This window comes from uncultured Thalassolituus sp. (genome assembly GCF_950066645.1).
In the GTDB taxonomy this organism is placed as follows: Bacteria; Pseudomonadota; Gammaproteobacteria; order Pseudomonadales; family Oceanobacteraceae; genus Thalassolituus.
The window spans coordinates 48,169-71,732 of record NZ_CATMFB010000004.1; the positions used below are offsets into that span (position 1 = coordinate 48,169).

Consider the following 23,564-nt stretch of genomic DNA (forward strand, 5'->3'; position numbering starts at 1 on the left):
ATTACGCCCCCAGGTCTGATTGCAACCTTAACAGCAGGGCAGAAGTGTCTTTCTGACCATGACCACTCGCCTCCAGTTCGGCGTAGTATTCGTCCACGAGGCGGGCAACCGGGATCTCAGTGCCGGATTCTTCAGCCTGTCTGAGGCAGATCTGTAGGTCTTTATGCATCAGGGATACAGCAAACCCATGGTCGTATTTCCCCTGAATCATGGTGCTGTGTCGGTTGCTCATCTGCCAGCTACCGGCGGCGCCCTGACTCAGGAGTGCCATCACTTTGGTTGTGTCCAGGCCGTTTTTCTCTGCAAAGTTAACTCCCTCAGCGAGGGATTGTATAAGTCCTGCAACACAAATCTGATTAACCATCTTTGTTTTCTGCCCGGCGCCAGGAGGCCCCATACGTTCAAACGCACGGGTGTAGGGCTTACATAGCTCAGAAACGCGGGTGGTGACCTTCTCATCACAGCCTGCCATGAGTGTTAATTGTCCGCTTTGCGCACCCTGCTGGCCGCCTGACACCGGAATGTCACAGAAATGGCACTCATATTTCCGGGCAGTTTTGGCCATTTCTTCGGCAAGGGAGGAAGACGTCGTGGAGTGATCGATAATTACGGCACCTGGTTTCAGATTTTTAATTATACCGTTATCTATCAGCCACTCTCTGACATCAGAATCTTTGCTGACGCAGAGTATGACAGCGTCGGTGTCTTCAGGAAGAGGGCTCCCGGCAGGGAGTTCTGTGCCGGGGTTTTCGCTCAGCCACTGGTGTGTTTTTTCCGGGCTACGGTTATGTACGGTCAAAGAGTGCCCGGCTGTTGCGAGGTGTGCGGCCATCGGGGCTCCCATGTTTCCCAGCCCGATGAATACGATGTTTGCCATGGTGATCCCTTGTTTTTGTGAGGCAAAAAAAAGCCGCTGAAGGTCAGCGGCTTTTCTGTTTACCCGGCGTCTCAGCCTGGGTAGTCGCGCTTGTCGTAGCCAGTGTAAAGCTGACGTGGACGACCGATGCGGTAATCGGAGCTGATCATTTCGTTCCAGTGCGCGATCCAGCCAGGAGTACGGCCGGTAGCAAAGATAACGGTGAACATTTCAGTCGGAATACCGATCGCTTTCAGAATGATGCCTGAGTAGAAGTCTACGTTCGGGTACAGGCCACGCTTCACGAAGTACTCGTCTTCGGTAGCGATCTTCTCAAGCTTCATAGCGATCTTCAGCAGCGGATCGTCTTCCATGCCCAGCTCAGCCAGAACTTCGTCACAGGTCTGCTTCATCACACGTGCGCGTGGATCGAAGTTTTTGTAAACGCGGTGACCGAAGCCCATCAGACGGAACGGATCTTCTTTGTCTTTTGCTTTTGCAATGAAGGTGTCGATGTTGGACTCATCACCGATTTCGTTCAGCATTTTCAGTACGGCTTCGTTAGCGCCACCGTGAGCAGGACCCCACAGTGCAGCAATGCCGGAAGCGATACAGGCGAATGGGTTAGCGCCGGTTGAACCTGCCAGACGAACAGTTGAAGTCGAAGCATTCTGCTCGTGGTCAGCGTGCAGCAGGAAGATGCGGTCCATGGCTTTGGCCAGTACCGGGCTTACCTTTTTCTCTTCACATGGTGTGTTGAACATCATGTGCAGGAAGTTTTCTGCGTAGCTCAGGTCGTTACGCGGGTACATAAACGGCTGGCCGATGCTGTACTTGTAAACCATTGCTGCGAGGGTTGGCATCTTCGCGATCAGACGATGTGCAGATACCATGCGGGAATGCTCGTCATGGATATCCAGAGAATCGTGGTAGAACGCAGACAGAGCGCCAACAACACCGCACATTACCGCCATAGGGTGTGCGTCGCGGCGGAAGCCGTTGAAGAAGTGGCTCAGCTGCTCATGAACCATAGTGTGGTTCTTGATGGTGCTGACAAACGTTTCTTTCTGCTCTGCATCTGGCAGCTCGCCGTGCAGCAGCAGGTAGCAGGTTTCCAGGTAGTCTGACTTCTCAGCCAGCTGTTCGATTGGGTAGCCACGGTGCAGCAGTACACCCGCGCCGCCATCGATATAAGTGATTTTCGACTCGGTAGCAGCGGTGGAAACAAAGCCAGGGTCGTAAGTAAACAGGCCTTTGCCAGTGAGACTGCGAACGTCAACGACATCTGGTCCTACGGTGCCTTCATATACCGGAAGTTCCAGTGTTTCTTCGATGCCATCAACTTTCAGTGTTGCTTTTTTGTCAGCCATGGATAGGCCTCCTGCTATCTGATTAATACCCTAAAGCACCCGATTTAAGGCGCTTCAACTTCCCGTTTGCGGCATGTGACGCCGCTGCGGTGTCCTGTGCTTTCTGGGCCTGCGGACACTGCAGGAAGAACTCTACTTAAGGTGTTACCCCCAAACAAAGGGGCACAACTATAAGTGGTGAACCGGGATTGTCAATTGCCGGCAGGCAGAGGACGAGCAGTTCGTGGTAGTCAAGTATAGATGGTTCTCATTGTAAGCCGTGTTCGCCAAAGGTCGAAAACACGCTGTCTGGAGCGTCGCGCCATTTGTAAATCAGTGTCGCGGTGCTTATAATTTGTCGCGGCCTTAAACTTGTGCAAAACTTGTACAAGTGGCGGGCAACCTTCTTGAGCCTGTGCTTGGCCCCGCAACGACGGGATCACCGAGCCGATTAGAGAGTGTAATAGAGCCGTGAATAGCAATAGACCTAAAAATCTGGATCTGACTACTATTGAGCTCCCACTTCCCGCTAAGGCGTCCATTCTGCACCGTATTTCCGGTTTTGCCCTGTTTTTTGCTGTTGCTTTTATGCTCTACGCACTGGGTACTTCACTGGAATCTGAACAGTCTTTCGCTGAACTGAAAGACGTGCTGAATAGTGGCCTGGCAAAATTCATCACCTGGGGCATTCTGTCTGCACTGGGTTACCACGTGGTAGCGGGCGTTAAGCACCTGCTGATGGATATGGGAATTGGTGAAACCAAAGAAACCGGACGCGTGGGCGCCATGATCACTCTGATCGCTGGTGTTGTCGTCATCGTTCTGGCGGGAGTTTGGGTATGGTAAGCAGCGTAACTAACTTTGGCCGTAATGGCCTCTACGACTGGGTGATCCAGCGTCTGTCTGCGGTGATTCTCGCCGTTTACACTCTGTTCCTGGTGGGCTTTGTCATCGCCACCCCGGACATGACTTACGCTCAGTGGCACGGCCTGTTTTCACAGACCTGGATGAAAGTGTTCAGCATCGCTTCACTGATCTCCATCTGTGCGCACGCCTGGGTCGGTATGTGGACTATCTCCACTGACTACCTGACCAAGTCTGCCGTTCTCCGTTTCGCGTTCCAGCTGGTATGTGCAGTGTTTCTGTTCACTTACCTGGTCTGGGGCATTGATATCCTCTGGGGTGTGTAAGTCATGAGCAAAATCAGAACTATGCCATTTGATGCCATCGTAGTTGGTGGCGGTGGTGCTGGTATGCGTGCTGCGCTGCAGCTGACCGAAGCCGGTATCAAAACTGCGTGTGTGACTAAGGTTTTCCCGACCCGTTCTCATACCGTATCTGCTCAGGGTGGTATCACCTGTGCAATCGCCTCTGCTGATCCGAATGACGATTGGCGCTGGCACATGTACGACACTGTAAAGGGTTCCGATTACATCGGTGACCAGGACGCCATTGAATATATGTGTTCTGTAGGCCCGCAGGCTGTTTTCGAGCTCGAACACATGGGTCTGCCGTTCTCCCGTACCGAAGAAGGCCGTATTTATCAGCGTCCTTTCGGTGGTCAGTCAAAGGGTCCGGACAACCCGACTCAGGCCGCTCGTACCTGTGCTGCTGCTGACCGTACCGGTCACGCGCTGCTGCACGCTCTGTACCAGGGCAACCTGAAAGGCGGTACTACCTTCCTGAATGAGTGGTATGCCGTTGATCTGGTGACCAACAAAAACGGTCAGGTAGCTGGTGTTATCGCGATTGATATCGAATCCGGTGAAACCGTATATATCCGTGCCAAAGCAACCGTTCTTGCGACCGGTGGTGCAGGCCGTATTTATCAGTCTACGACTAACGCACTGATCAACACTGGTGACGGTGTTGGTATGGCTGCGCGTATCGGTGTTCCTCTGCAGGACATGGAAATGTGGCAGTTCCACCCAACAGGTATTGCGGGTGCCGGTGTACTGGTAACCGAAGGCTGTCGTGGTGAAGGTGGATACCTCATCAACTCTGAAGGCGAGCGCTTCATGGAGCGTTATGCTCCTAACGCGAAAGACCTTGCAGGTCGTGACGTTGTTGCCCGTGCGATGGTTATGGAAATTCTGGAAGGCCGTGGTGTGGGTCCGAACAAAGACCACGTTCTGCTGAAGCTCGATCACCTGGGTGAAGAAACTCTTAACCTGCGTCTGCCAGGTATCTGTGAACTGTCTAAGACATTCGCAGCAACTGACCCGGTAAAAGAGCCAGTGCCAGTAGTTCCGACCTGTCACTACATGATGGGTGGTATCCCGACCAATATTGGTGGTCAGGCGCTGACTGTGGACGCAGACGGTAACGACAAAGTCATTGAAGGCCTCTACGCCGCCGGTGAAATTGCGTGTGTATCCGTACACGGTGCAAACCGCCTTGGTGGTAACTCTCTGCTTGACCTGGTTGTCTTTGGTCGTGCAGTGGGTCTGCAGGTTGAGAAAAGCTTCTCTGAAGGCTTCGACTTCGTTGAGCCGACTGACGCCGACATTGAGCGCGCAATGGGTCGTCTGAATCGCCTGAACACAACAACAGCGGGTGAGTCTGTTGCCGCTGTTCGTGCAGATCTGCAGAAAACCATGCAGCTTTACTTCGGTGTATTCCGTGACGGTGAAGCGATGGAAAAAGGTCTCGGCCTGCTCAAAGAAATCGGCGAACGTGTTAAGAACACTGCGCTGGATGACAAGAGCGGCGCATTCAACACAGCACGTATTGAAGCGCTCGAGCTTGATAACCTGTACGAAACCGCTCTGGCAACCGCTGTGGCTGCGATTGAGCGTAAAGAGTCCCGTGGTGCTCACGCCCGTAATGACTTTACTGAGCGTGATGATGAGAACTGGCTGTGCCACTCTCTGTACTTCCCGGAAACCAAGACCATCGGCAAGCGCGCAGTTAACTTTGCGCCGAAGACTGTAGAAGCCTTCCCGCCGAAGATTCGTACCTATTAATAGGGGAGCGTTGATATGTTAGTAAGTATTTATCGTTACAACCCTGAGAAGGACGAAGCGCCGTACATGCAGGATTACGACATCACTATCCCAGGTGGTAAAGATGTGATGATTCTGGACGTACTGGCTCTGGTGAAAGAACAGGATCCGACTCTGGCATACCGCCGTTCATGTCGTGAGGGCGTTTGTGGCTCTGATGGCATGAACATCAACGGTAAGAACGGTCTGGCCTGTATCACTCCGATCTCGGAAGCAACCAAAGGCAAAATGGACAAGCTGGTTCTGCGCCCGCTGCCAGGCATGCCTGTTATCCGTGACCTGGTCATTGATATGAGCCTGTTCTATCAGCAGTATGAAAAGATCAAGCCGTTCCTGCAGAACAATACTCCTGCGCCAGCCATCGAACGTCTTCAGACGCCTGAAGATCGTGAGAAACTGGATGGTCTGTACGAGTGTATTCTGTGTGCGTGCTGCTCGACCTCCTGTCCGTCATTCTGGTGGAATCCTGACAAGTTTGTCGGTCCTGCTGGTCTGCTGCAGGCTTACCGCTTCCTGGCAGACAGCCGTGATACCGCAACTCAGGAACGTTTGGCAGGTTTGAGCGATCCGTTCTCTGTTTTCCGTTGCCGCGGAATCATGAACTGTGTCAATGTGTGCCCGAAGGGTCTGAACCCAACCCGCGCCATTGGCCACATCCGTAACATGCTGCTCACGCAGCAGGTATAACGGATTCACCGCCGCCAGGTGGTATCAGACGTAAGTCGGGCTGGACACACAGCCCACTTACGTTAACAATTTTTCAACAATGGAACCCACAAAGTCCTATTGTTGACTAAGCTAGTTTTTACGTTGAGGGAACCGGTATCCCGGGTCACCTCAGAGGCCTTGCGATCTATCCGGTCGGCCCTCTATCCCGCTTTGCGCTGGAGTCGGTGCGTACACTCTGTCGGTGACATCCCTCGTTTTGGCATTGAAACAGGGTGGTCGTACATGCACGAGCAAACTATGGAGCAACTATGGAATACCTCTCAACTCGCTGGAGGTAATGTTGCTTATATCGAAGAACTCTTCGAAACCTACCTAAGAGATCCGAATGAAGTCCCCGAGGAGTGGCGCAACTACTTTGACAAGTTGCCACGGGTGGACGAAAACAATACCGTCGACACGCCTCATCAGCCTATCCGGGATCAATTCCTGCTGATTTCAAAAAATCAGCGTCGTGCCAAGCCTGTATCTTCGGCACCCGTCAGCTCTGAGCACGAGCGTAAGCAGGTTAAAGTTCTTCAGTTAATCAATGCCTACCGTGGACGTGGTCATCAGCATGCAAAGCTGGACCCACTGGCCCTGATGGTGCGGGAGACTGTGCCTGATCTGGATCTGCATTTTCACGGTCTGACGCGTTCTGATCTGGACATCGTTTTTCAGACGGGCAATCTGTTCGTCGGTCAGAACGAAGCGACTCTGAAAGAAATTATTGATGCACTCGAAGCGACGTACTGCGGTACGGTCGGTGCCGAGTACATGCACATCGTCAATACCGCCGAGCAACGCTGGTTCCAACAGCGTCTTGAGAGCGTACGCTCACATCCTAAGTACGGTGAAGAGATTAAAATGCACCTGCTTGAACGTCTCACTGCGGCGGAAGGTCTCGAGAAATATCTCGGTTCCCGCTACCCGGGTGTGAAACGTTTCGGTCTTGAAGGTGGTGAATCTCTGATTCCGCTGATGGATGAGCTGATTCAGCGCAGCGGTACCTACGGCGCAAAAGAAATCGTGATTGGTATGGCTCACCGTGGCCGTCTGAATACCCTGATTAATACTTTGGGTAAAAAGACCTCCGATCTGTTTGACGAATTTGATGGTAAGGCAGAATACCACTCACACGGTGACGTTAAATATCACCAGGGTTTCTCCTCCAATGTGATGACACCGGGTGGCGAAGTTCACCTGGCACTGGCATTTAACCCATCGCACCTTGAGATTGTTTCTCCGGTGGTTGAGGGCTCTGTCCGTGCACGTCAGGATCGTCGCGATGACCCGACGGGCGAAAAAGTGGTACCGGTGAGCATTCACGGTGACTCTGCATTTGCAGGTCAGGGTGTTGTGATGGAAACCTTCCAGATGTCACAGACCCGCGCCTACAAAACGGGTGGCACGATCCATATCGTTATCAACAACCAGGTGGGCTTTACTACCTCTAAGCGCGAAGATACCCGTTCGACAGAATACTGTACTGACGTTGCGAAAATGGTCGAGGCGCCAATTCTGCACGTTAACGGTGATGATCCGGAAGCGGTTCTGTTCGTTACACAGCTGGCCGTCGATTACCGCAATGAGTTCCGTAAAGACGTTGTGATTGACCTTGTGTGCTATCGTCGTCGTGGTCACAACGAAGCGGACGAACCATCCGGTACTCAGCCTCTGATGTACTCCAAAATCAAGAATCAGCCAACTACCCGTACTCTGTACGCGCAGCGCCTGATTAATGAAGGTGTTCTGACCGAAGAAACCAGTAAACAACTCGACGAAGAATATCGTCTGGCATTGGACAATGGTCTGCACGTAGTTAAATCACTGGTTAAAGAGCCTAACAAAGAGTTGTTCGTTGACTGGACGCCTTATCTTGGCCACAACTGGACGACTAAGGGCGACACAACGTTCGAGCTGAAGCGTCTGCAGGACCTGGCAATAAAGCTGACCGAAGTGCCTGAAGGTTTTGAGGTGCAGCGTCAGGTCGGCAAAATTCTCGAAGACCGTCGCAAGATGGCTGCGGGTGCTTTGCCGATTAACTGGGGCTTTGCTGAAACCATGGCGTATGCGACTCTGGTTGATCAGAATTACGATGTGCGCATCACGGGTCAGGACGTTGGTCGTGGTACCTTCTCTCATCGTCATGCTGTTCTTCATAATCAGAAAGATGCCAGCATTTATGTTCCTCTTCAGAACATGAAAGAAGATCAGTCAGAGTTCTATATTTCTGACTCTCTGTTGTCCGAAGAAGCCGTATTGGCGTTCGAATATGGTTATGCCACGACAACCCCTTCGACTCTGGTTATCTGGGAAGCGCAGTTTGGTGACTTCGCAAACGGTGCGCAGGTTGTGTTTGACCAGTTTATTTCCTCAGGCGAACACAAATGGGGCCGTCTGTGTGGTCTGACTATGCTGTTGCCGCACGGTTATGAAGGGCAGGGGCCTGAGCACTCGTCAGCACGTCTTGAGCGCTATCTGCAGCTGTGTGCTGAGCATAACGTTCAGATTGTTGTACCTTCCACGCCTGCGCAGGTTTACCACATGCTGCGCCGCCAGATGATTCGCCCTCTGCGTAAGCCTCTGGTGGTTATGTCGCCTAAGTCGCTGCTGCGCCACAAGCTCGCTACCAGCACTCTGGAAGAACTGGCGGATGGTCGTTTCAAAACCTGTCTCGATGAAATCGACGACATTAATCCGAAGAAAGTCCGTCGGATTCTGATGTGTTCAGGTAAGGTGTACTACGATTTACTTGAACGTCGTCGCGCAGAAGAAATCGACGATATTGCTATTATCCGTATTGAACAGCTGTATCCGTTCCCGCATAAGTATCTGGCGAAAATCCTGGAGCCATACAAAGGTGCCAAGGATATTTATTGGGTACAGGAAGAGCCTATGAACATGGGCGCTTGGTTCAGCAGCCAGCATCACATGCGTAAAGTGGCGCATGAGCTGAATACGAAATGGCATCTGGAATATGCAGGTCGTGATCTTTCTGCATCTCCAGCGGCTGGTTACATGGCGCTGCATCTTAAGCAGCAGGAACAATTAATTCGTGACGCTCTGGACCTCCAGGGCTGATGTATCGCAGGAACTCTTAAGGAAAATCGAATGAGCATCGAAATCAAGGCACCCACGTTTCCTGAATCTGTTGCAGACGGCACGGTAGCAACCTGGCATAAAAAGCCGGGTGAACCCATCCAGCGTGACGAACTTATTGTCGATATTGAGACGGATAAGGTCGTGCTGGAAGTCGTCGCACCTGCGGACGGTTCCCTGAAAGAAGTAATGAAAAATGAAGGCGACGTTGTACTGTCAGATGAAGTTCTGGCGATCTTCGTTGAAGGCGCAGCGGGCGAGGCTCCTGCGGCAGAAGCTGCACCAGCAGCTGCGTCTGAACCAGCCGCCGCTGAGTCGGGCGACATTATCATGAGCCCGGCTGCACGTAAGCTGGCCGAAGAAAACGGTGTCGCTGCGGCAGAGATCAAGGCCACGGGTAAAGACGGCCGTGTGACCAAAGAAGATGTGGTCAACCACCTTAAAGGTGGTAGCGAAGCACCGGCTGCCCCTGCGGCAGCACCGAAAGCTGAAGCACCAAAAGCGCCAGTCGCTTCTCCATCTGCGGGCTCGTCTCCGATGGTTGATCAGGGTGATCGCATAGAGAAACGTGTTCCTATGACTCGTCTGCGTGCAACCATCGCACGTCGTCTGGTAGAAGCACAGCAGAATGCAGCCATGCTCACTACGTACAACGAAGTGAACATGGGTCCAGTAATGGAACTGCGTAAGAAGTACAAAGACCAGTTTGAAAAAACACACGGTGTGAAACTGGGCTTTATGTCGTTCTTCGTAAAAGCAGCGACGGAAGCACTGAAACGCTTCCCTGCCGTTAACGCGTCGATCGATGGCAACGACATGGTCTACCACGGTTATCAGGATATCGGTGTGGCAGTGTCAACCGATCGCGGACTGGTTGTGCCGGTTCTGCGTGATACTGACAGCATGGGTCTGGCCGAAATCGAAAGCACCATTGGTGACTTCGGTAAGCGTGGACGTGAAGGCAAACTGGGTATCAATGATATGCAGGGCGGTACCTTTACGATTACCAACGGTGGTATTTTCGGTTCGCTGATGTCGACTCCGATCCTGAATCCACCACAGACTGCTATCCTTGGAATGCACAAAATTCAGGAGCGTCCAATGGCAGTTAACGGTCAGGTTGTTATTCAGCCTATGATGTATCTGGCGCTGTCCTACGATCACCGTATGATCGATGGTAAAGAAGCGGTACAGTTCCTGGTGACTATTAAAGAGCTCCTGGAAGATCCTGCTCGTCTGCTGCTGGATATCTGATCGGATTCAGGACTAAGGAAAATTATATGAGCAAGAAATTTGATGTTGTGGTGATTGGTGGCGGTCCTGGTGGATACGTTGCTGCAATCCGCAGTGCGCAGCTTGGCCTGAAAACGGCGTGTATTGAAAAATGGGTCAACAAAGAAGGTAAGCCTGTACTGGGTGGTACCTGTCTGAACGTGGGTTGTATCCCATCAAAAGCGTTGCTGGACAGCTCGCACAAATACGAAGAAGCCAAAGAAAAATTTGATCTTCACGGTATTTCCACCGGTAAAGTCTCGATTGATATCGAGAAAATGCTTGGCCGGAAAGAGCAGATTGTGAAAAACCTGACCATGGGCGTTGCTACGCTTTTCAAAGCGAACGGTGTCACCTCATTTGAAGGTACCGGTAAGCTGCTGGCTAACAAGCAGGTAGAATTTACTGATCACAATGGCAACACAGAAGTATTTGAAGCCGACAATGTGATCATTGCGACCGGGTCGGTGCCGGTAAACATTCCACCTGCACCCCTGACGGACGATGTGATCGTCGATTCAACCGGTGCTCTGGAATTCACTAAAGTACCGAAGCGCCTGGGCGTCATTGGTGCGGGTGTTATTGGTCTGGAACTGGGCAGCGTCTGGGGTCGTCTTGGCTCAGAAGTCACGGTTCTGGAAGCTCAGGATAATTTCCTGCACCTTGTTGATCAGGCTGTTGCAAAAGAAGCGAAGAAACTGTTCAGCAAGCAGGGTATGGACATCCGCGTCGGTGCCCGTGTTACCGGATCCGACGTTAAGCGCGGAAAAGTGACTGTCACTTATCAGGATTCTGAAGGTGAACAGACTCAGGAATTCGACAAGCTGATCGTTGCTGTTGGACGTCGTCCATACACCGAGGGTCTGCTGTCTGGTGACTGTGGTGTGAACCTCGACGAGCGCGGCTTTATTCACGTTGATGAAACCTGCTCAACAGATGCCCCTGGTGTCTGGGCAATCGGCGACGTGGTTCGTGGCCCAATGCTGGCGCACAAAGCGTCTGAAGAAGGCGTGATGGTCGCGGAGCGAATTGCTGGTCACAAAGCACAGGTGAACTACGACTGTATTCCTTCTGTTATTTACACGCATCCGGAGATTGCCTGGGTCGGTAAAACGGAAGATCAGCTGAAAGCGGCAGGCGATAAGTACAATGTGGGCATGTTCCCATTCGCTGCCAATGGTCGTGCGATGGCGGCTGCGGATACTGATGGCTTCGTCAAGATTATTGCTGACGCTGAAACAGACCGTATCTTAGGTGCGAGCGTAATTGGTCCTAATGCTGGCGATCTTTGTCAGCAACTGGTCGTGGCGATGGAGTTCGGTTCCAGTGCTGAAGATGTAGGTATGATGGTATTTGCGCATCCTACAATTTCTGAGGCGGTTCACGAAGCGGCTCTTGCAGTAAATAATGCTGCAATTCACAAAGCTAATCGTCGTCCTAAGGCGAAATAAGAGGAAATTCTGGCTTTCCAGAACCAACTCTAAGACTAAGGCCCGGTTTACCGGGTCTTTTTTTTGTGGCTTTATTAATAACTGTCTAAACTGAATCAACAGTCAGGGCCTGACTGTATGGATTTTCGACAAAACGGAATACCGCACAGGCCCAGTCAGAATGATTTTTTCAACGCGGAACAGAATCCTCTGAAAACACTCAGAGTTTTCTGAAAGCTAATTTGTAATAACAGGACAAAGCGATGAACCTACACGAATATCAGGGTAAGCAGTTGTTCGCACAGTATGGTCTGCCAGTCTCGAAAGGGGTGGCGGCGAAAACTGCGGATGAAGCTGCGGCTGCAGCCGATACTATCGGCGGTGACCGTTGGGTTGTGAAAGCACAGGTGCATGCCGGTGGCCGGGGTAAGGCCGGGGGCGTGAAACTGGTGTCGTCGAAAGATGAGATCGCCGCTTTTGCTAATCAGTGGTTGGGCAAAAACCTGGTGACGTATCAGACTGATGAAAACGGTCAGCCGGTATCGCGTATTCTTGTTGAGTCCTGTACTGATATCGCTCAGGAGCTCTATCTGGGTGCTGTCGTTGACCGTTCTACCCGTCGCGTAGTGTTTATGGCGTCGACCGAAGGTGGCGTGGAAATTGAGAAAGTTGCGGAAGAAACTCCGGAGAAAATTCTGAAGGCCGTGATTGATCCTTTAGTCGGCGCGCAACCTTATCAGGGACGCGAACTGGCATTTAAGCTCGGCCTGGAAGGTAAGCAGGTTCAGCAGTTTGTTAAGATTTTTCTGGGCCTGTCTAAGCTCTTCCACGAGAAAGATCTGGCCCTGCTCGAAATTAATCCTCTGGTGATTACTAATGACGGTGATCTTCACTGTCTGGACGCCAAGATTAATATCGACAGCAACGCCGTTTATCGTCACAAAGATCTGCAGGAAATGCATGATCCTTCTCAGGAAGACGAGCGCGAAGCGCACGCCGCCAAATTCGAACTCAACTATGTTGCACTCGATGGCAACATCGGCTGTATGGTTAATGGTGCTGGCCTGGCAATGGGTACGATGGATATCGTTAAGCTTCATGGCGGCCAGCCGGCAAACTTCCTGGATGTAGGGGGCGGCGCGACCAAAGAGCGGGTGGTCGAGGCGTTTAAAATTATTCTCTCTGATGAAAATGTAAAAGCCGTACTGATCAACATCTTCGGTGGTATTGTCCGCTGCGACATGATTGCCGAAGGGGTGATCGGGGCTGTTAAAGAAGTCGGCGTGAAAGTACCGGTGGTTGTACGCCTTGAGGGCAACAACGCTGAGTTAGGCGCCAAGGTCCTGGCTGACAGTGGCCTGAATATCATTGCAGCAACCAGTCTGACGGATGCGGCGGAACAGGCAGTTAAAGCCGCGGAGGGCAAATAATGAGTATTTTAATTAACAAGGATACCAAGGTTATTTGTCAGGGTTTTACCGGTTCTCAGGGGACATTCCACTCAGAACAGGCGATTGCTTACGGTACGAAAATGGTCGGTGGTGTCACGCCGGGCAAAGGGGGTACTGAGCACCTGGGGCTTCCCGTGTTTAATACCGTTGCAGAAGCAGTTGAGAAAACAGGTGCTGAGGCCTCTGTTATTTATGTTCCTGCGCCTTTCTGTAAAGACTCGATTCTCGAAGCGGCCAATGCAGGGATCAGACTGATCGTCTGTATCACTGAAGGTATTCCTACGTTGGATATGCTGGATGCAAAAGTTAAGTGCGACGAGCTGGGAGTTCAGCTGATCGGACCGAACTGTCCGGGTGTGATCACTCCGGGAGAGTGTAAGATCGGTATTATGCCGGGTCATATTCATCTGCCGGGCAAAGTCGGAATTGTGTCCCGCTCAGGCACGCTGACCTATGAAGCGGTTAAACAGACGACCGACGAAGGTTTCGGCCAGTCTACCTGTGTAGGTATTGGTGGTGACCCGATTCCGGGCTCTAACTTCATCGATATCCTGAAAATGTTCCAGGAAGACCCGGCAACCGAAGCGATCGTGATGATCGGTGAGATTGGTGGCACCGCTGAAGAAGAAGCAGCTGCCTATATCAAGGAACATGTGACTAAGCCTGTGGTGTCTTACATCGCTGGTGTTACCGCGCCTCCGGGTAAACGTATGGGTCACGCAGGTGCGATCATTGCCGGTGGTAAAGGTACTGCCGCAGATAAGTTTGCAGCTCTGGAAGCCGCAGGTGTTGCAACCTGTAAGAGCCTGGCTGACATCGGTAAGACTCTGAAGCAGGTAACCGGTTGGTAATCTGATCCGGACGAAAGCCCGCCCTCTGCAAAGACGGCGGGCTTTTTTGTGCGCTATCCCTAAGTCGAATAGCCCTGCTTGTGCCTGTCTCGTATGGTTTTAGCTATACGTCAGGAGGCTGCTATGAAGTATGACAAAGATTATCGTGAAGCTCAGGAACATCCTGAGACCTTCTGGAAAGCTCAGGCGGCGAATATACACTGGTTCCGCCGCCCGGAAACCATACTCAGTAAAGACGATCAGGGTATTGATCGCTGGTTTGCCGATGGCGAACTGAATACCGCGTTTCTTGCGCTCGATTATCATGTGTTGAACGGTCGTGGTGAGCAGGCCGCTCTGATCTATGATTCTCCCGTCACGGGAGTTACGCGTACCTACTCCTACTACGAGCTTACTGAAGAGGTTGCCCGCTTCGCTGGAGCTCTGAAAAGTAAGGGCGTCAGCAAAGGTGATAGGGTAGTCATTTACATGCCCATGATTCCGGAAGCTGCGATCGCTATGCTTGCCTGCGCCCGTCTGGGTGCCGTGCATTCTGTGGTGTTTGGAGGGTTCGCCCCCCACGAGCTTGCGGTGCGGATAGATGATGCTGCGCCAAAAGTCCTGGTCACTGCATCCTGTGGTATCGAAGTTGACCGTATCATTCCATACAAGCCCATCGTGAACGATGCCCTTGCTATGGCTGAGAGCCCCCCGGAAGCCTGTATCGTTTTTCAACGCGATCAATGCCCGTGTGAACTGACCCCGGGTACTGATTTTGATTGGAAATCTCTGACCTCCGCCGCGGAACCCGCCGATTGTGTCGCGGTTAAAGCGACGGACCCGCTGTATGTTCTGTATACCTCGGGCACCACTGGCAAGCCTAAAGGGGTCGTCAGGGATAATGGCGGACATGCCGTTGCCATGCGTTATTCCATGGCGTCGGTTTACGACATTCATCCGGGCGACGTTTTCTGGGCAGCCTCTGATGTCGGTTGGGTGGTGGGGCATTCGTATATCGTTTATGCACCGTTAATTACTGGATGCACCACGGTATTTTATGAAGGCAAGCCTGTGCGGACTCCCGATGCCGGTGCGTTCTGGCGTGTCTGTTCTGAGCATCGGGTGAAGGCTCTTTTTGCGGCACCCACAGCGTTTCGTGCCGTACGTAAGGAAGACCCGGAATGCCGGATGGCAGCTGCTTATGATCTCAGTTCGTTAAAAACCATTTTTATGGCAGGAGAGCGACTGGACCCACCCACTTATGATTGGGTTGTTGAACACCTGGAGCGTCCAGTCGTTGATCATTGGTGGCAGACTGAAACGGGCTGGGCGATCGCGGGGAATCATGTTGGTTACGGTATCGCGCCAACGAAACCCGGTTCGGTGACCCGCGCCACGCCGGGTTTTGTCGTTGAAATTCTTGATGATGACGGTGCTCCGGTTGAACCGGGAGAGCAGGGTAATATTGCTTTGCGCCTGCCAATGCCGCCCGGCAGTCTGCCTACCATCTGGGGTAATCATTCGCGCTTCGTTGATGGATATCTGAGTAAGTTTGCAGGCTATTACGTCTCGGGTGACGGTGGATTTATTGATACTGAGGGGTACCTCTTCGTGCAGGGACGCACCGATGACATCATTAATGTTGCGGGACACCGGTTATCGACAGGAGAGATGGAAGAAGTCGTGGCGTCACATCCGGCTGTTGCGGAGTGCGCAGTGATCGGACGACGTTGTGAGCTGAAGGGTGAAGAGCCCCTGGGGCTGGTCTTGCTCAAAGATGGTGTGTCGGTTGACGAAAACTCCCTTGAGTCAGAACTGATTCAGGAGGTCCGGGCCCGTATTGGCGCCGTTGCCAGTTTTAAACATGCGGTGGTGGTTCAGCGCTTACCTAAAACACGTTCTGGAAAAATTTTAAGGAAGGTATTGCGTAGCATCGCTAACGGCGAGGAGTATCAAACTCCGTCAACCATTGACGATCCGGCGTGTCTTGTCGAAATTGAGGCTACTTTACTTAAAAAAGGTCTGAGAAACTGAAACTCGCTGGAACTGTATATCAGAGGGCGAGTCATAACCCCGGTTGTTGCAAAACAGCCTTTATGATTGCTCCCCCTCTCACGCCGGCCATTGGCCGGCGTTTTTTTATCTGCTGATTCTGCGATTGACCCAGCGATTGATAAAGTCCGGTGACAGGTTGGCGGCTGTGTACATGAGCGCTGTCATCCAGCCAACGGTCCAGTGAACTTTCGCCGGGGAGTGGCGATGGGACGCTGCACTGAAAATCTTCCGGGCGACATCGTCTGCCGTCAGATGAACCCCCAGTCGTTGAATTGACCGGGCATCCATATCGGTCACCATCGCGGTCTGAACGAACAACGGTAGGACATCAAGCACGCGGATACCATACTCTTCCCACTCAAGATTCAGCGCTTCGGTCAGGCCTTTGACAGCAAATTTCGAGGCAGAGTAAGTCGCCAGCGATGGCTGCCCGTAAATGGCCGACGCAGACGCGAGATTAACGACGCAAGCGCCGGGTTGTTCTTTCAGATAAGGGAAAGCCTGATAACAACCTGTCATAACGGCTTTAACATTGATGTCGATAATTGCATGCTGTTTCGCCAGTGGGATATCGGTGAAGTTACCCGATGCAAGAATACCCGCGTTATTCACCAGAGTGTCGAGGCGTCCGGCGGATTGTGTAAATCGTTCCAGGGCTCCGGCCCAGTCGTCCTCCGAAGTGACATCCAGTCGACAGGTGAAACACTGGTCTTTGCCCAGGCTCGCCTGAAGAGTTTTCAGGCCGACCTCGTCGATATCCGCCGCGCCAACGTACCAGCCGTTGTGAGCAAAGATGGTCGCTATGGCTCGCCCGATGCCAGCAGCGGCACCGGTAATAAACACTGCTTTTTTATGCATTATTATTCTCCGTCAACGCGGTATATCGTGGCGCCAGTCAGGGTTACGATCAAGGTCCGAAACGGGCAGGGGAAGCGCAGCAGTGCAATGGCAGAATCAGATCATTCCGCCATCAAGGGCTGTTACCAGAGCCTCTCCCAGATCCCCGACGTCCTGTAACCAGGATTCCTGCCAGTCTCCCCGCAGGACGATGGCCTCCTGAACCCAGCGCCAGCGCAGACCTGTGGCTATCGTACGGATCGCCCGCTCAGTCCCCGTTCCATCGTGTCCGGCGCGGATAATGCTCACTAACGGCAGCCCCTGTTTCTTTTCCAACACCGGGTAATATATCCGGTCGAACCAGTCTTTCAGGGCGCCAGACATATAGCCGAGGTTTTCAGGGGTGATCAGTACAATGGCATCCGCTTTCAGTACGTCTTCCGCGGTCGATCCAAAGGCTGGCTTATGCAGGACTTCGATGGAGGAACGGCAACGCCCGGCACCTGCTTCAAGAGCAGCACCCAGGCGTTTCAGGTTATCGGATGGCAGGTGAGAAACGATCAGTAGCGAGCGGTCAGGCATGGTGGATCAGTCATTGCCTCCACTGGCCGCTGCCTGAGCCAGCGCGCAGGAGAGCAGTCGCCCCTGAACTTTTTCAGCCCTGCTGGTAAGCATGACTGGCACCCGGGCACCAAGTAACAGTCCGGCAGAAACGGCGTTGCCCAGATAGATAAGCTGTTTCGCCAGAATATTTCCGGCTTCGAGGTCTGGCGCCACCATAATGTCAGCATCACCTGCGACGTCAGATTCGATGCCCTTGGTGTCAGCCGCTTCCCGACTGATGGCATTGTCAAAAGCAAGCGGACCATCGAGCAGGCCCCCTTTAATCTGACCACGATCAGCCATTTTACAGAGTGCCGCTGCGTCGATGGTTCCGGGAATTTCGGGTTTTACTTTTTCGACGGCACTGAGCAGGGCAACTTTAGGGGTTGAAGTACCCAGGGCCTGAGCAAGCTCTATTGCGTTGATGACAATATCCCGCTTAGTTTTCAGATCTGGCTGAATGTTGATGGCGGCGTCTGTCATCAGCAGGGGTTTGTGATACAGCGGTATGTCCAGATAGAACACGTGACTGATACGGCGGCCGGTGCGTATTCCTGTGTCACTGTTCAGGATGGCTGACAGCATTTCATCTGTGCTTAACCCTCCCTTCATCAGTGCACGCACTTCGCCTTTATGAACGAGTGCGACAGCTTCTGCAGCGGATTGATGCGAGTGTTCTGTCGAAACAATGGTGAGGCCGGACAGGTCAATGTCGTAGTCTTCGGCGCACTGACGGATACGTTGTTCAGGACCAACCAGGGTAGCGGTAATTAAGCCGAGACGGTGGGCCGCCACTGCGCCGGCCAGAGATTCGTCTGTAACCGGGTGGACGATTGCTGTTGGCAGAGCCGGACGCTCGAAGGCTCTGGTGAGCAGGGTGGACATATGAGGATGGCCTTCCAGCTCAGTGAATATCTGATCGCGCAGCTGCTGCATATCCATGTGCGTTACTCTATATCGGGACGGACACCGTCCAGTGGCTTTATCACCAGAACATCACAGTGAACCTTGTCGACCAGGGCTTCGGCTGTATTTCCGATTAATACCCCACTCAGACCTTCGCGTCCGACTGTGCCGACGACGACCAGGTCGGCTTCAATTCTGTGTGCGATGTCAGAAATTACTTCATCTGTATCGCCTTCAGCAATGTGAATGTGATCTTTGTGCACATTAAACTTATCCGCCCACTGCTGAGTTGCCTCCTGATGCTGCTCAGTCACAAATTCCTGAATATTGTCAGGCGCGGTAACCTCGGGAACCATCGAAAAAGCCAGAGCGACAAGCGGGTAGGCATTGGCAATATGCAGGTCGGTAGAAAAGTGGTCTGCAAGGTGTTCGGCGAATGACAGAATATTATCGTTAATCAGCTGATGTCCGCGATCGGCACTGGTGGCATCGATGGATGCCAGAATTCTGCTGTGACGCCATGGTGCTGCAGACTTCACCATCAGTACGGGAGCGGGGCAGTGGCGCATGAGGTTCCAGTCGGTGTGCGAAAAAATCCGGTCAAGAATACCGTGCTTGTGGGTGCTCTTGATGACCAGATCAAAATCGTTGTTGCGCATCGACTCTATGGCTGCGTCATGAAGGTGCTTCTGCCAGTGCACTTCAGTAGCGAGCCGCAGGCCATTGCAGTCGTCTGATTCTGTGAACGAAGATAACCATTGTTCTGCTCTCGATGTCAGGGCGGCGCGGATGCTGTCCCTGGTCTCACCGGCAAGCTGGGAGGAGTGATCGCCATAAGTGTCCCAGGCATTGGTCAGCAGAGTAATGTCCGCATTGAGGAGACGCGCCAGCCACAGTGCCCGGTCGAGGCCTGGCTGCTCGGTATCTGACTGATCAAGAACAACGAGGATGTGATTGATGTCCAGCATGTCCGACTCCTTATCAACTGAGGTTATGTCCAGCATATCGCCGAAAAGGTCGTCATGTCTTGTTCTGGAGCAGTTTTTGACCATTTACCAGCCTGGCGCTGGTAAATGGTGGTCGTTCAGTTAATGCGTGCGGAAAAAGGACACTGCGTTTGCCATGCTCTGGGCTTGCGACGCCATGTTTTCACCGGCAGCGGTGGCTTCTTCAACCAGTGCTGAGTTCTGTTGGGTCATTTCATCCATCCGGGTGATGGCTGCGTTTACCTGACTGATGCCATTAGCCTGATCCTGTGTCACGCCGGAGAGACCAGAAATAATCCTGCTGACGTCTTCGACAGAGCGGACGATATCCTTCAGAGTGTCGCCAGAGTGATTCACCAGACGTGTGCCCATCTCGACTTTATCGACACTGTCGATAATCAGTTCTTTGATTTCCTTAGCAGCGTGTGACGAGCGTTGCGCAAGCTGGCGTACCTCTGAAGCGACGACCGCGAAACCGCGACCCTGTTCGCCTGCACGCGCTGCCTCGACCGCAGCATTTAACGCCAGGAGATTTGTCTGAAAAGCAATTTCATCGATGACACCGATGATGTCAGCAATCCGGGCACTGGCATCATTAATAGACCGCATCGCAGCGATTGCGCTTTCTACCACTTTGCCGCCTTCACTGGCTTTGCTTTCGGCGTCTTTCGCCATGCGTTCCGCCTGACTTGCACTCTCTGAGCTCTGGGCCAGGTTGGACGTCATCTCATTCATTGATGAGGCCGTTTCTTCGAGCGATGCGGCCTGTTGTTCGGTTCGGGCGGCTAAGTCGATGATGCCGGCTTCTATCTCACGTGCCCCCGTACTGACCTGAAACGCAGACTCACGAAGTCCGCCGAGTATTTCTTCCATTCTGTTCATGGTCTGGTTCAGGCTCTGTTTCAGTTGTCCGAAAGTGCCTGAATAGTCGGTGACGACTTTTTTCGTCAGGTCACCCTGAGCCATGCTGTCGAGAACATTGGCGACATCTGCGATCACGGCGCGGGTCTGGCTGTTCAGAGAGTTAAGCCCTTCGGCCAGAGCCAGAAAGAAACCGTGCTTCCCAGCGACTGGAATTTCGGTGCTGAAATCTCCGGATGAGGCACGTTTAACCATACTCGCTATTTCCTGCTCAGAAATAACTTCCTGCGTGCGGTCCCGCCACTCTATTACCAGCCCCTGAACTCCGTTTTCTGAACGCAATGGCACGGCATTCAGCAGAATATTCCGGTCATTAATCTGTGTTGCTGTTGTCGGCTGGCCGGTGATCAGTTCGGACACCGGGCGACCCGAACAGGCATCAATAAACCGGTTCAGGGAGATCGCCTGCATATCATTAGTCATGGCGAACCCGAGAAGTCCGGACAGCTCAATAAATGCCTGATTTGCGTAGATGATCTGGTTCTGCTCATCGCTCATTGTCACCGGCGTGCCGGCAACATCCAGTGCCTGTCGGATCTTGTTGGCTTCGTCTGCTGAAGTCTGAGCGAGCAGGGCCGATTGCTTAGCCTCTTCAGCTTGTTGTTCTGCCTGTACCGATGCCGCCTGGATAACTCTTGCCTGGCTCGCCTGTTCGTGTTGAGCGGTTTCAATCGCGGAAATTGTAGTGTTGACGCCGTCGCAGAGCCTTTGCATATCGCCGTTATACATCGCAGAAATACGGCTTGTGTAGTTCTGTTGCGAGACCTCTCGTAATGTCTGATTGGTATCGGTGAACATACGGGCGAGCGTCATCAGGAATGAATTAAAGGCGCGTGCCATTTCCCCAAATTCGTCTCTGCTGTTGTATTCAACCTTATGAGAAAACGCCCCGGTTTTTTCGGCAGCAATAATTGCATCACGCATCTGGGTAATGGGTTTAGACAGCAGTTTTGCGAACCACCACGCGAGCGCGCAGACGAGCAGGGCACACAACACCGATGCAATAATAATTGTGGTTCGCAGCTGGTAAACGGGTGCGTAAGCTTCGGCAACATCCTGCTCTGCCAGAAGCGCCCATGTAATCCCGCCAATATCAACGGGCATAAAGGCGGATACCACCGGGTTACCGTTGTAATCAATGATAATACGACTGCTGTTTTCTCCGGCGAGCGCTGCGCGGGCTGCTTCGGTATCAACACGTCCTTTGTCCGGGTAGCGGAACGATGCCGCAACATTGTGATTTACCGGGTCAAGATAAGAGTCCGACCGCATGAGTAAGTCCGGGCCAACCAGATAGGATTCTCCTGTGTCTCCCATGCCAGAACGCTCCGTCATAATGGCGTTCATGTCTTCGATAGGCATCTGAAAAATGAGAATGCCTGCTTTAATCCCGTTATTAAAAATCGGTGTCGCAATAAAACTTGCCGGCGCATCGTAGGACGGGGGGTAAATTTCAAAATCTGCCAGATAAGTTTCGCCAGGTTTATTCAGTTGCATCGCACCGCGAAATGCTTTGCCAATACTGGTGTCGGCATAAGGCCCGTCCTTGAGAGACGTGCTGAAATCCAGTTCTTTGTAGACTGAGTAGACGATGTCTCCACTCTCAGGATCGGCAATGAAAATATCGTAGTAGCCGAATTCCTGCAGAAAATGACGCAACGTCGGATGCAGCTTTTCGTGTAACTGGTCATAGCGCGTCCTGTTCCCGGAGGTCGTGAGTTGATCTTTTTCACCCAGGGGATTGGGGTTGTTGCTGATAAACGCGTATTGAAGTGCGATTGAGTCGGTGTCGAGTGGCGAATGCATGGGCGATGTTGCCGGGGTTATTCCGTGAAGCTCCCTGAACTGGCCTGCAAAATCACCCGTATAGTAACCCTGTACGTGGCTTCTGTGTCGTGGGCTGGTGAAACCTGTTTCAGCAGCATAACTATTAAATGCGTCGGGAAGCGCTGATGCTGAAGAAATTACCAGCTCTGTGGCCGCAAGTGTTTTTGCCTGATTTCGGACCCGTTCAAAGTAGCGCTCTACTTCTCTGGCCTTGATTGTTCTGACGGCTTCCAGTTTGTCTGTAATCTGTTCAGAGATGGTCCTCTCTGCGGTACTTAAAGACTCGACACCAATAATAATCATCGGGAGTAAACCTGCGATCAGTAAAACACTGACCAGTTTTTTCCAGACAGGCAGATTATAGAAGAAGGTCATCGGGGTTCCTGTGGCTTTTGACTTCAATGAATCAAAAGCCTAGTCGCCCCGCGGTAATTTGCAGGCGACGAAGGCGGGAATTGTCCGCTTTTGAACCTTTTCTGATGTTTTTATCAGCAGCTGGCAGGGGCGCGACTGTCTAACGATTCAACAGGTTGATCATCGCGTGTGCGGCATTGGACAGCGTACGGTGACGTAACTGAATCAGTCCCAGTTGGCGGGCTGGGGGATGTCCCGGCCAGCGCAACTGATACAGGGTTCTGTCGACCATGGATTCTGGTAGCAGGCTCCAGCCCATACCCACGGAGACCATCATTTTAATCGTTTCGAGGAAGTTCGTTGGCATAGGCGCTTTAAGCATCAGATTTCTTTGGGCAAATGCCTCAGCGACGACGCGGTAGGTAATGGTATCTGGTTCAGGCAGGATGGCCGATTCGTCAGCCAGGTCATCGAAGGTGATGTGCTGGAGTGATGCCAGACGATGATGCGGAGCACAGACGCAGATCATCCGGTCTTCCCACAGGGGCGTTGCTTCAATATCGTCTGCCAGTTTATCTGCTTCATCGAGTGTCGTGAGCGCAAGCTCTACCTGGCGCAGGCGAATTGCATGGTATGCCCGTTCTGATCCCATAAACTCCAGATTCAGGTCAACAGCCGGGAATGCACGGACATATTCCTGCAGTACTGGCGGTAAGCGGTGGAGGCCAATGTGATGGCTAGTGGCCAGTGACAGGTGACCTCCCACCGTGTTGCTCATGTTCTCAATCTGGAGCTCGGTATCAGCAACGAGGTCGAGAATCTCTCTTGCCCGGGGCAGGAGAGCCTGACCGGCCTCGGTCAGGCTGATGGTCCGGTTGTGTCGGTCGAATAACGCACTGCCAAGCTGCTCCTCAAGTTGTTTTACCCGTTTGCTGACAGCAGACTGAGTCAGGTAAAGGTTATCTGCCGCCGTCGAGAAAGATTGATGATGTGCGACGGCCATAAACGCCTTGAGCGCCTGCGTATCCATTTGGTATTCCTTTTTGGAATTCAAACTAGAAAAAATATGAATTTC

The 23,564-nt window shown here is 52.5% G+C and carries 18 protein-coding genes; 10 read left to right on the forward strand and 8 right to left on the reverse strand.

What is annotated here, in order from left to right; genetic code table 11:
• Nucleotide 1 precedes the first annotated feature (1 nt).
• Complete coding sequence (locus Q1L85_RS04795) at nucleotides 2-1,048, reverse strand: NAD(P)-dependent oxidoreductase (protein ID WP_373914594.1); 1,047 nt, start codon at nucleotides 1,046-1,048, stop codon at nucleotides 2-4.
• Nucleotides 949-2,226: a citrate synthase gene (gltA, locus tag Q1L85_RS04800; protein WP_300427499.1), complete on the reverse strand. Its 1,278-nt coding sequence runs from the start codon at nucleotides 2,224-2,226 to the stop codon at nucleotides 949-951. Before gltA ends, Q1L85_RS04795 begins: the two co-directional genes overlap by 100 nt.
• 450 nt (nucleotides 2,227-2,676) lie before the next feature.
• Between gltA and sdhC the strand changes: the two genes are divergently transcribed.
• From sdhC to Q1L85_RS04850, 10 genes are all read left to right on the forward strand, one after another.
• Nucleotides 2,677-3,051 carry a succinate dehydrogenase, cytochrome b556 subunit gene (sdhC, locus tag Q1L85_RS04805; protein ID WP_300427501.1) on the forward strand — a complete coding sequence of 125 codons (375 nt, stop codon included), beginning with the start codon at nucleotides 2,677-2,679 and terminating at the stop codon, nucleotides 3,049-3,051.
• Entirely contained in the window at nucleotides 3,045-3,395 is a 351-nt protein-coding gene (gene sdhD / locus Q1L85_RS04810; protein ID WP_300427502.1) for a succinate dehydrogenase, hydrophobic membrane anchor protein, read from the forward strand. The genes sdhC and sdhD overlap by 7 nt, the downstream gene beginning before the upstream one ends.
• A gap of 3 nt (nucleotides 3,396-3,398) precedes the next feature.
• Nucleotides 3,399-5,171 (forward strand): succinate dehydrogenase flavoprotein subunit, encoded by a 1,773-nt coding sequence (sdhA, locus tag Q1L85_RS04815; RefSeq protein WP_300432448.1) that lies wholly within the window; start codon nucleotides 3,399-3,401, stop codon nucleotides 5,169-5,171.
• A gap of 15 nt (nucleotides 5,172-5,186) precedes the next feature.
• Complete coding sequence (locus tag Q1L85_RS04820) at nucleotides 5,187-5,897, forward strand: succinate dehydrogenase iron-sulfur subunit (protein WP_300428497.1); 711 nt, start codon at nucleotides 5,187-5,189, stop codon at nucleotides 5,895-5,897.
• 264 nt (nucleotides 5,898-6,161) lie between these two features.
• Complete coding sequence (locus Q1L85_RS04825; protein WP_300432450.1) at nucleotides 6,162-8,999, forward strand: 2-oxoglutarate dehydrogenase E1 component; 2,838 nt, start codon at nucleotides 6,162-6,164, stop codon at nucleotides 8,997-8,999.
• Between the two features lie 30 nt (nucleotides 9,000-9,029).
• Nucleotides 9,030-10,271 (forward strand): 2-oxoglutarate dehydrogenase complex dihydrolipoyllysine-residue succinyltransferase, encoded by a 1,242-nt coding sequence (odhB, locus tag Q1L85_RS04830; protein ID WP_300432452.1) that lies wholly within the window; start codon nucleotides 9,030-9,032, stop codon nucleotides 10,269-10,271.
• 26 nt (nucleotides 10,272-10,297) lie between these two features.
• Nucleotides 10,298-11,740: a dihydrolipoyl dehydrogenase gene (gene lpdA, locus Q1L85_RS04835; RefSeq protein WP_300432454.1), complete on the forward strand. Its 1,443-nt coding sequence runs from the start codon at nucleotides 10,298-10,300 to the stop codon at nucleotides 11,738-11,740.
• A gap of 242 nt (nucleotides 11,741-11,982) precedes the next feature.
• On the forward strand, nucleotides 11,983-13,149 hold the full coding sequence (sucC, locus tag Q1L85_RS04840; RefSeq protein WP_300428260.1) for an ADP-forming succinate--CoA ligase subunit beta: 1,167 nt from the start codon (nucleotides 11,983-11,985) through the stop codon (nucleotides 13,147-13,149).
• Nucleotides 13,149-14,021 (forward strand): succinate--CoA ligase subunit alpha, encoded by an 873-nt coding sequence (sucD, locus tag Q1L85_RS04845; RefSeq protein WP_300428261.1) that lies wholly within the window; start codon nucleotides 13,149-13,151, stop codon nucleotides 14,019-14,021. Before sucC ends, sucD begins: the two co-directional genes overlap by 1 nt.
• Before the next feature lie 123 nt (nucleotides 14,022-14,144).
• Nucleotides 14,145-16,034, forward strand: a complete 1,890-nt coding sequence (locus Q1L85_RS04850; protein ID WP_300432457.1) for a propionyl-CoA synthetase — start codon at nucleotides 14,145-14,147, stop codon at nucleotides 16,032-16,034.
• A gap of 105 nt (nucleotides 16,035-16,139) precedes the next feature.
• Here the strand turns inward: Q1L85_RS04850 and Q1L85_RS04855 are convergent, their stop codons facing one another.
• From Q1L85_RS04855 to Q1L85_RS04880, 6 genes are all read right to left on the reverse strand, one after another.
• Nucleotides 16,140-16,913, reverse strand: coding sequence for an SDR family oxidoreductase (locus Q1L85_RS04855; RefSeq protein ID WP_300428263.1), 774 nt, complete (start codon nucleotides 16,911-16,913; stop codon nucleotides 16,140-16,142).
• Between the two features lie 96 nt (nucleotides 16,914-17,009).
• A complete protein-coding gene (locus Q1L85_RS04860) occupies nucleotides 17,010-17,474 on the reverse strand; it encodes a flavodoxin family protein (RefSeq protein WP_300432459.1) in 465 nt (154 codons plus the stop codon).
• Nucleotides 17,475-17,480: 6 nt separating this feature from the next.
• Nucleotides 17,481-18,437: a bifunctional enoyl-CoA hydratase/phosphate acetyltransferase gene (locus tag Q1L85_RS04865; protein ID WP_300428265.1), complete on the reverse strand. Its 957-nt coding sequence runs from the start codon at nucleotides 18,435-18,437 to the stop codon at nucleotides 17,481-17,483.
• Between the two features lie 5 nt (nucleotides 18,438-18,442).
• Nucleotides 18,443-19,369, reverse strand: a complete 927-nt coding sequence (gene uspE, locus Q1L85_RS04870) for a universal stress protein UspE (RefSeq protein ID WP_300432461.1) — start codon at nucleotides 19,367-19,369, stop codon at nucleotides 18,443-18,445.
• A 120-nt stretch (nucleotides 19,370-19,489) separates the two neighbouring features.
• On the reverse strand, nucleotides 19,490-22,510 hold the full coding sequence (locus Q1L85_RS04875) for a methyl-accepting chemotaxis protein (protein ID WP_300432463.1): 3,021 nt from the start codon (nucleotides 22,508-22,510) through the stop codon (nucleotides 19,490-19,492).
• 139 nt (nucleotides 22,511-22,649) lie between these two features.
• A complete protein-coding gene (locus tag Q1L85_RS04880) occupies nucleotides 22,650-23,519 on the reverse strand; it encodes a LysR family transcriptional regulator (RefSeq protein ID WP_300432465.1) in 870 nt (289 codons plus the stop codon).
• Between the last annotated feature and the right edge of the window lie 45 nt (nucleotides 23,520-23,564).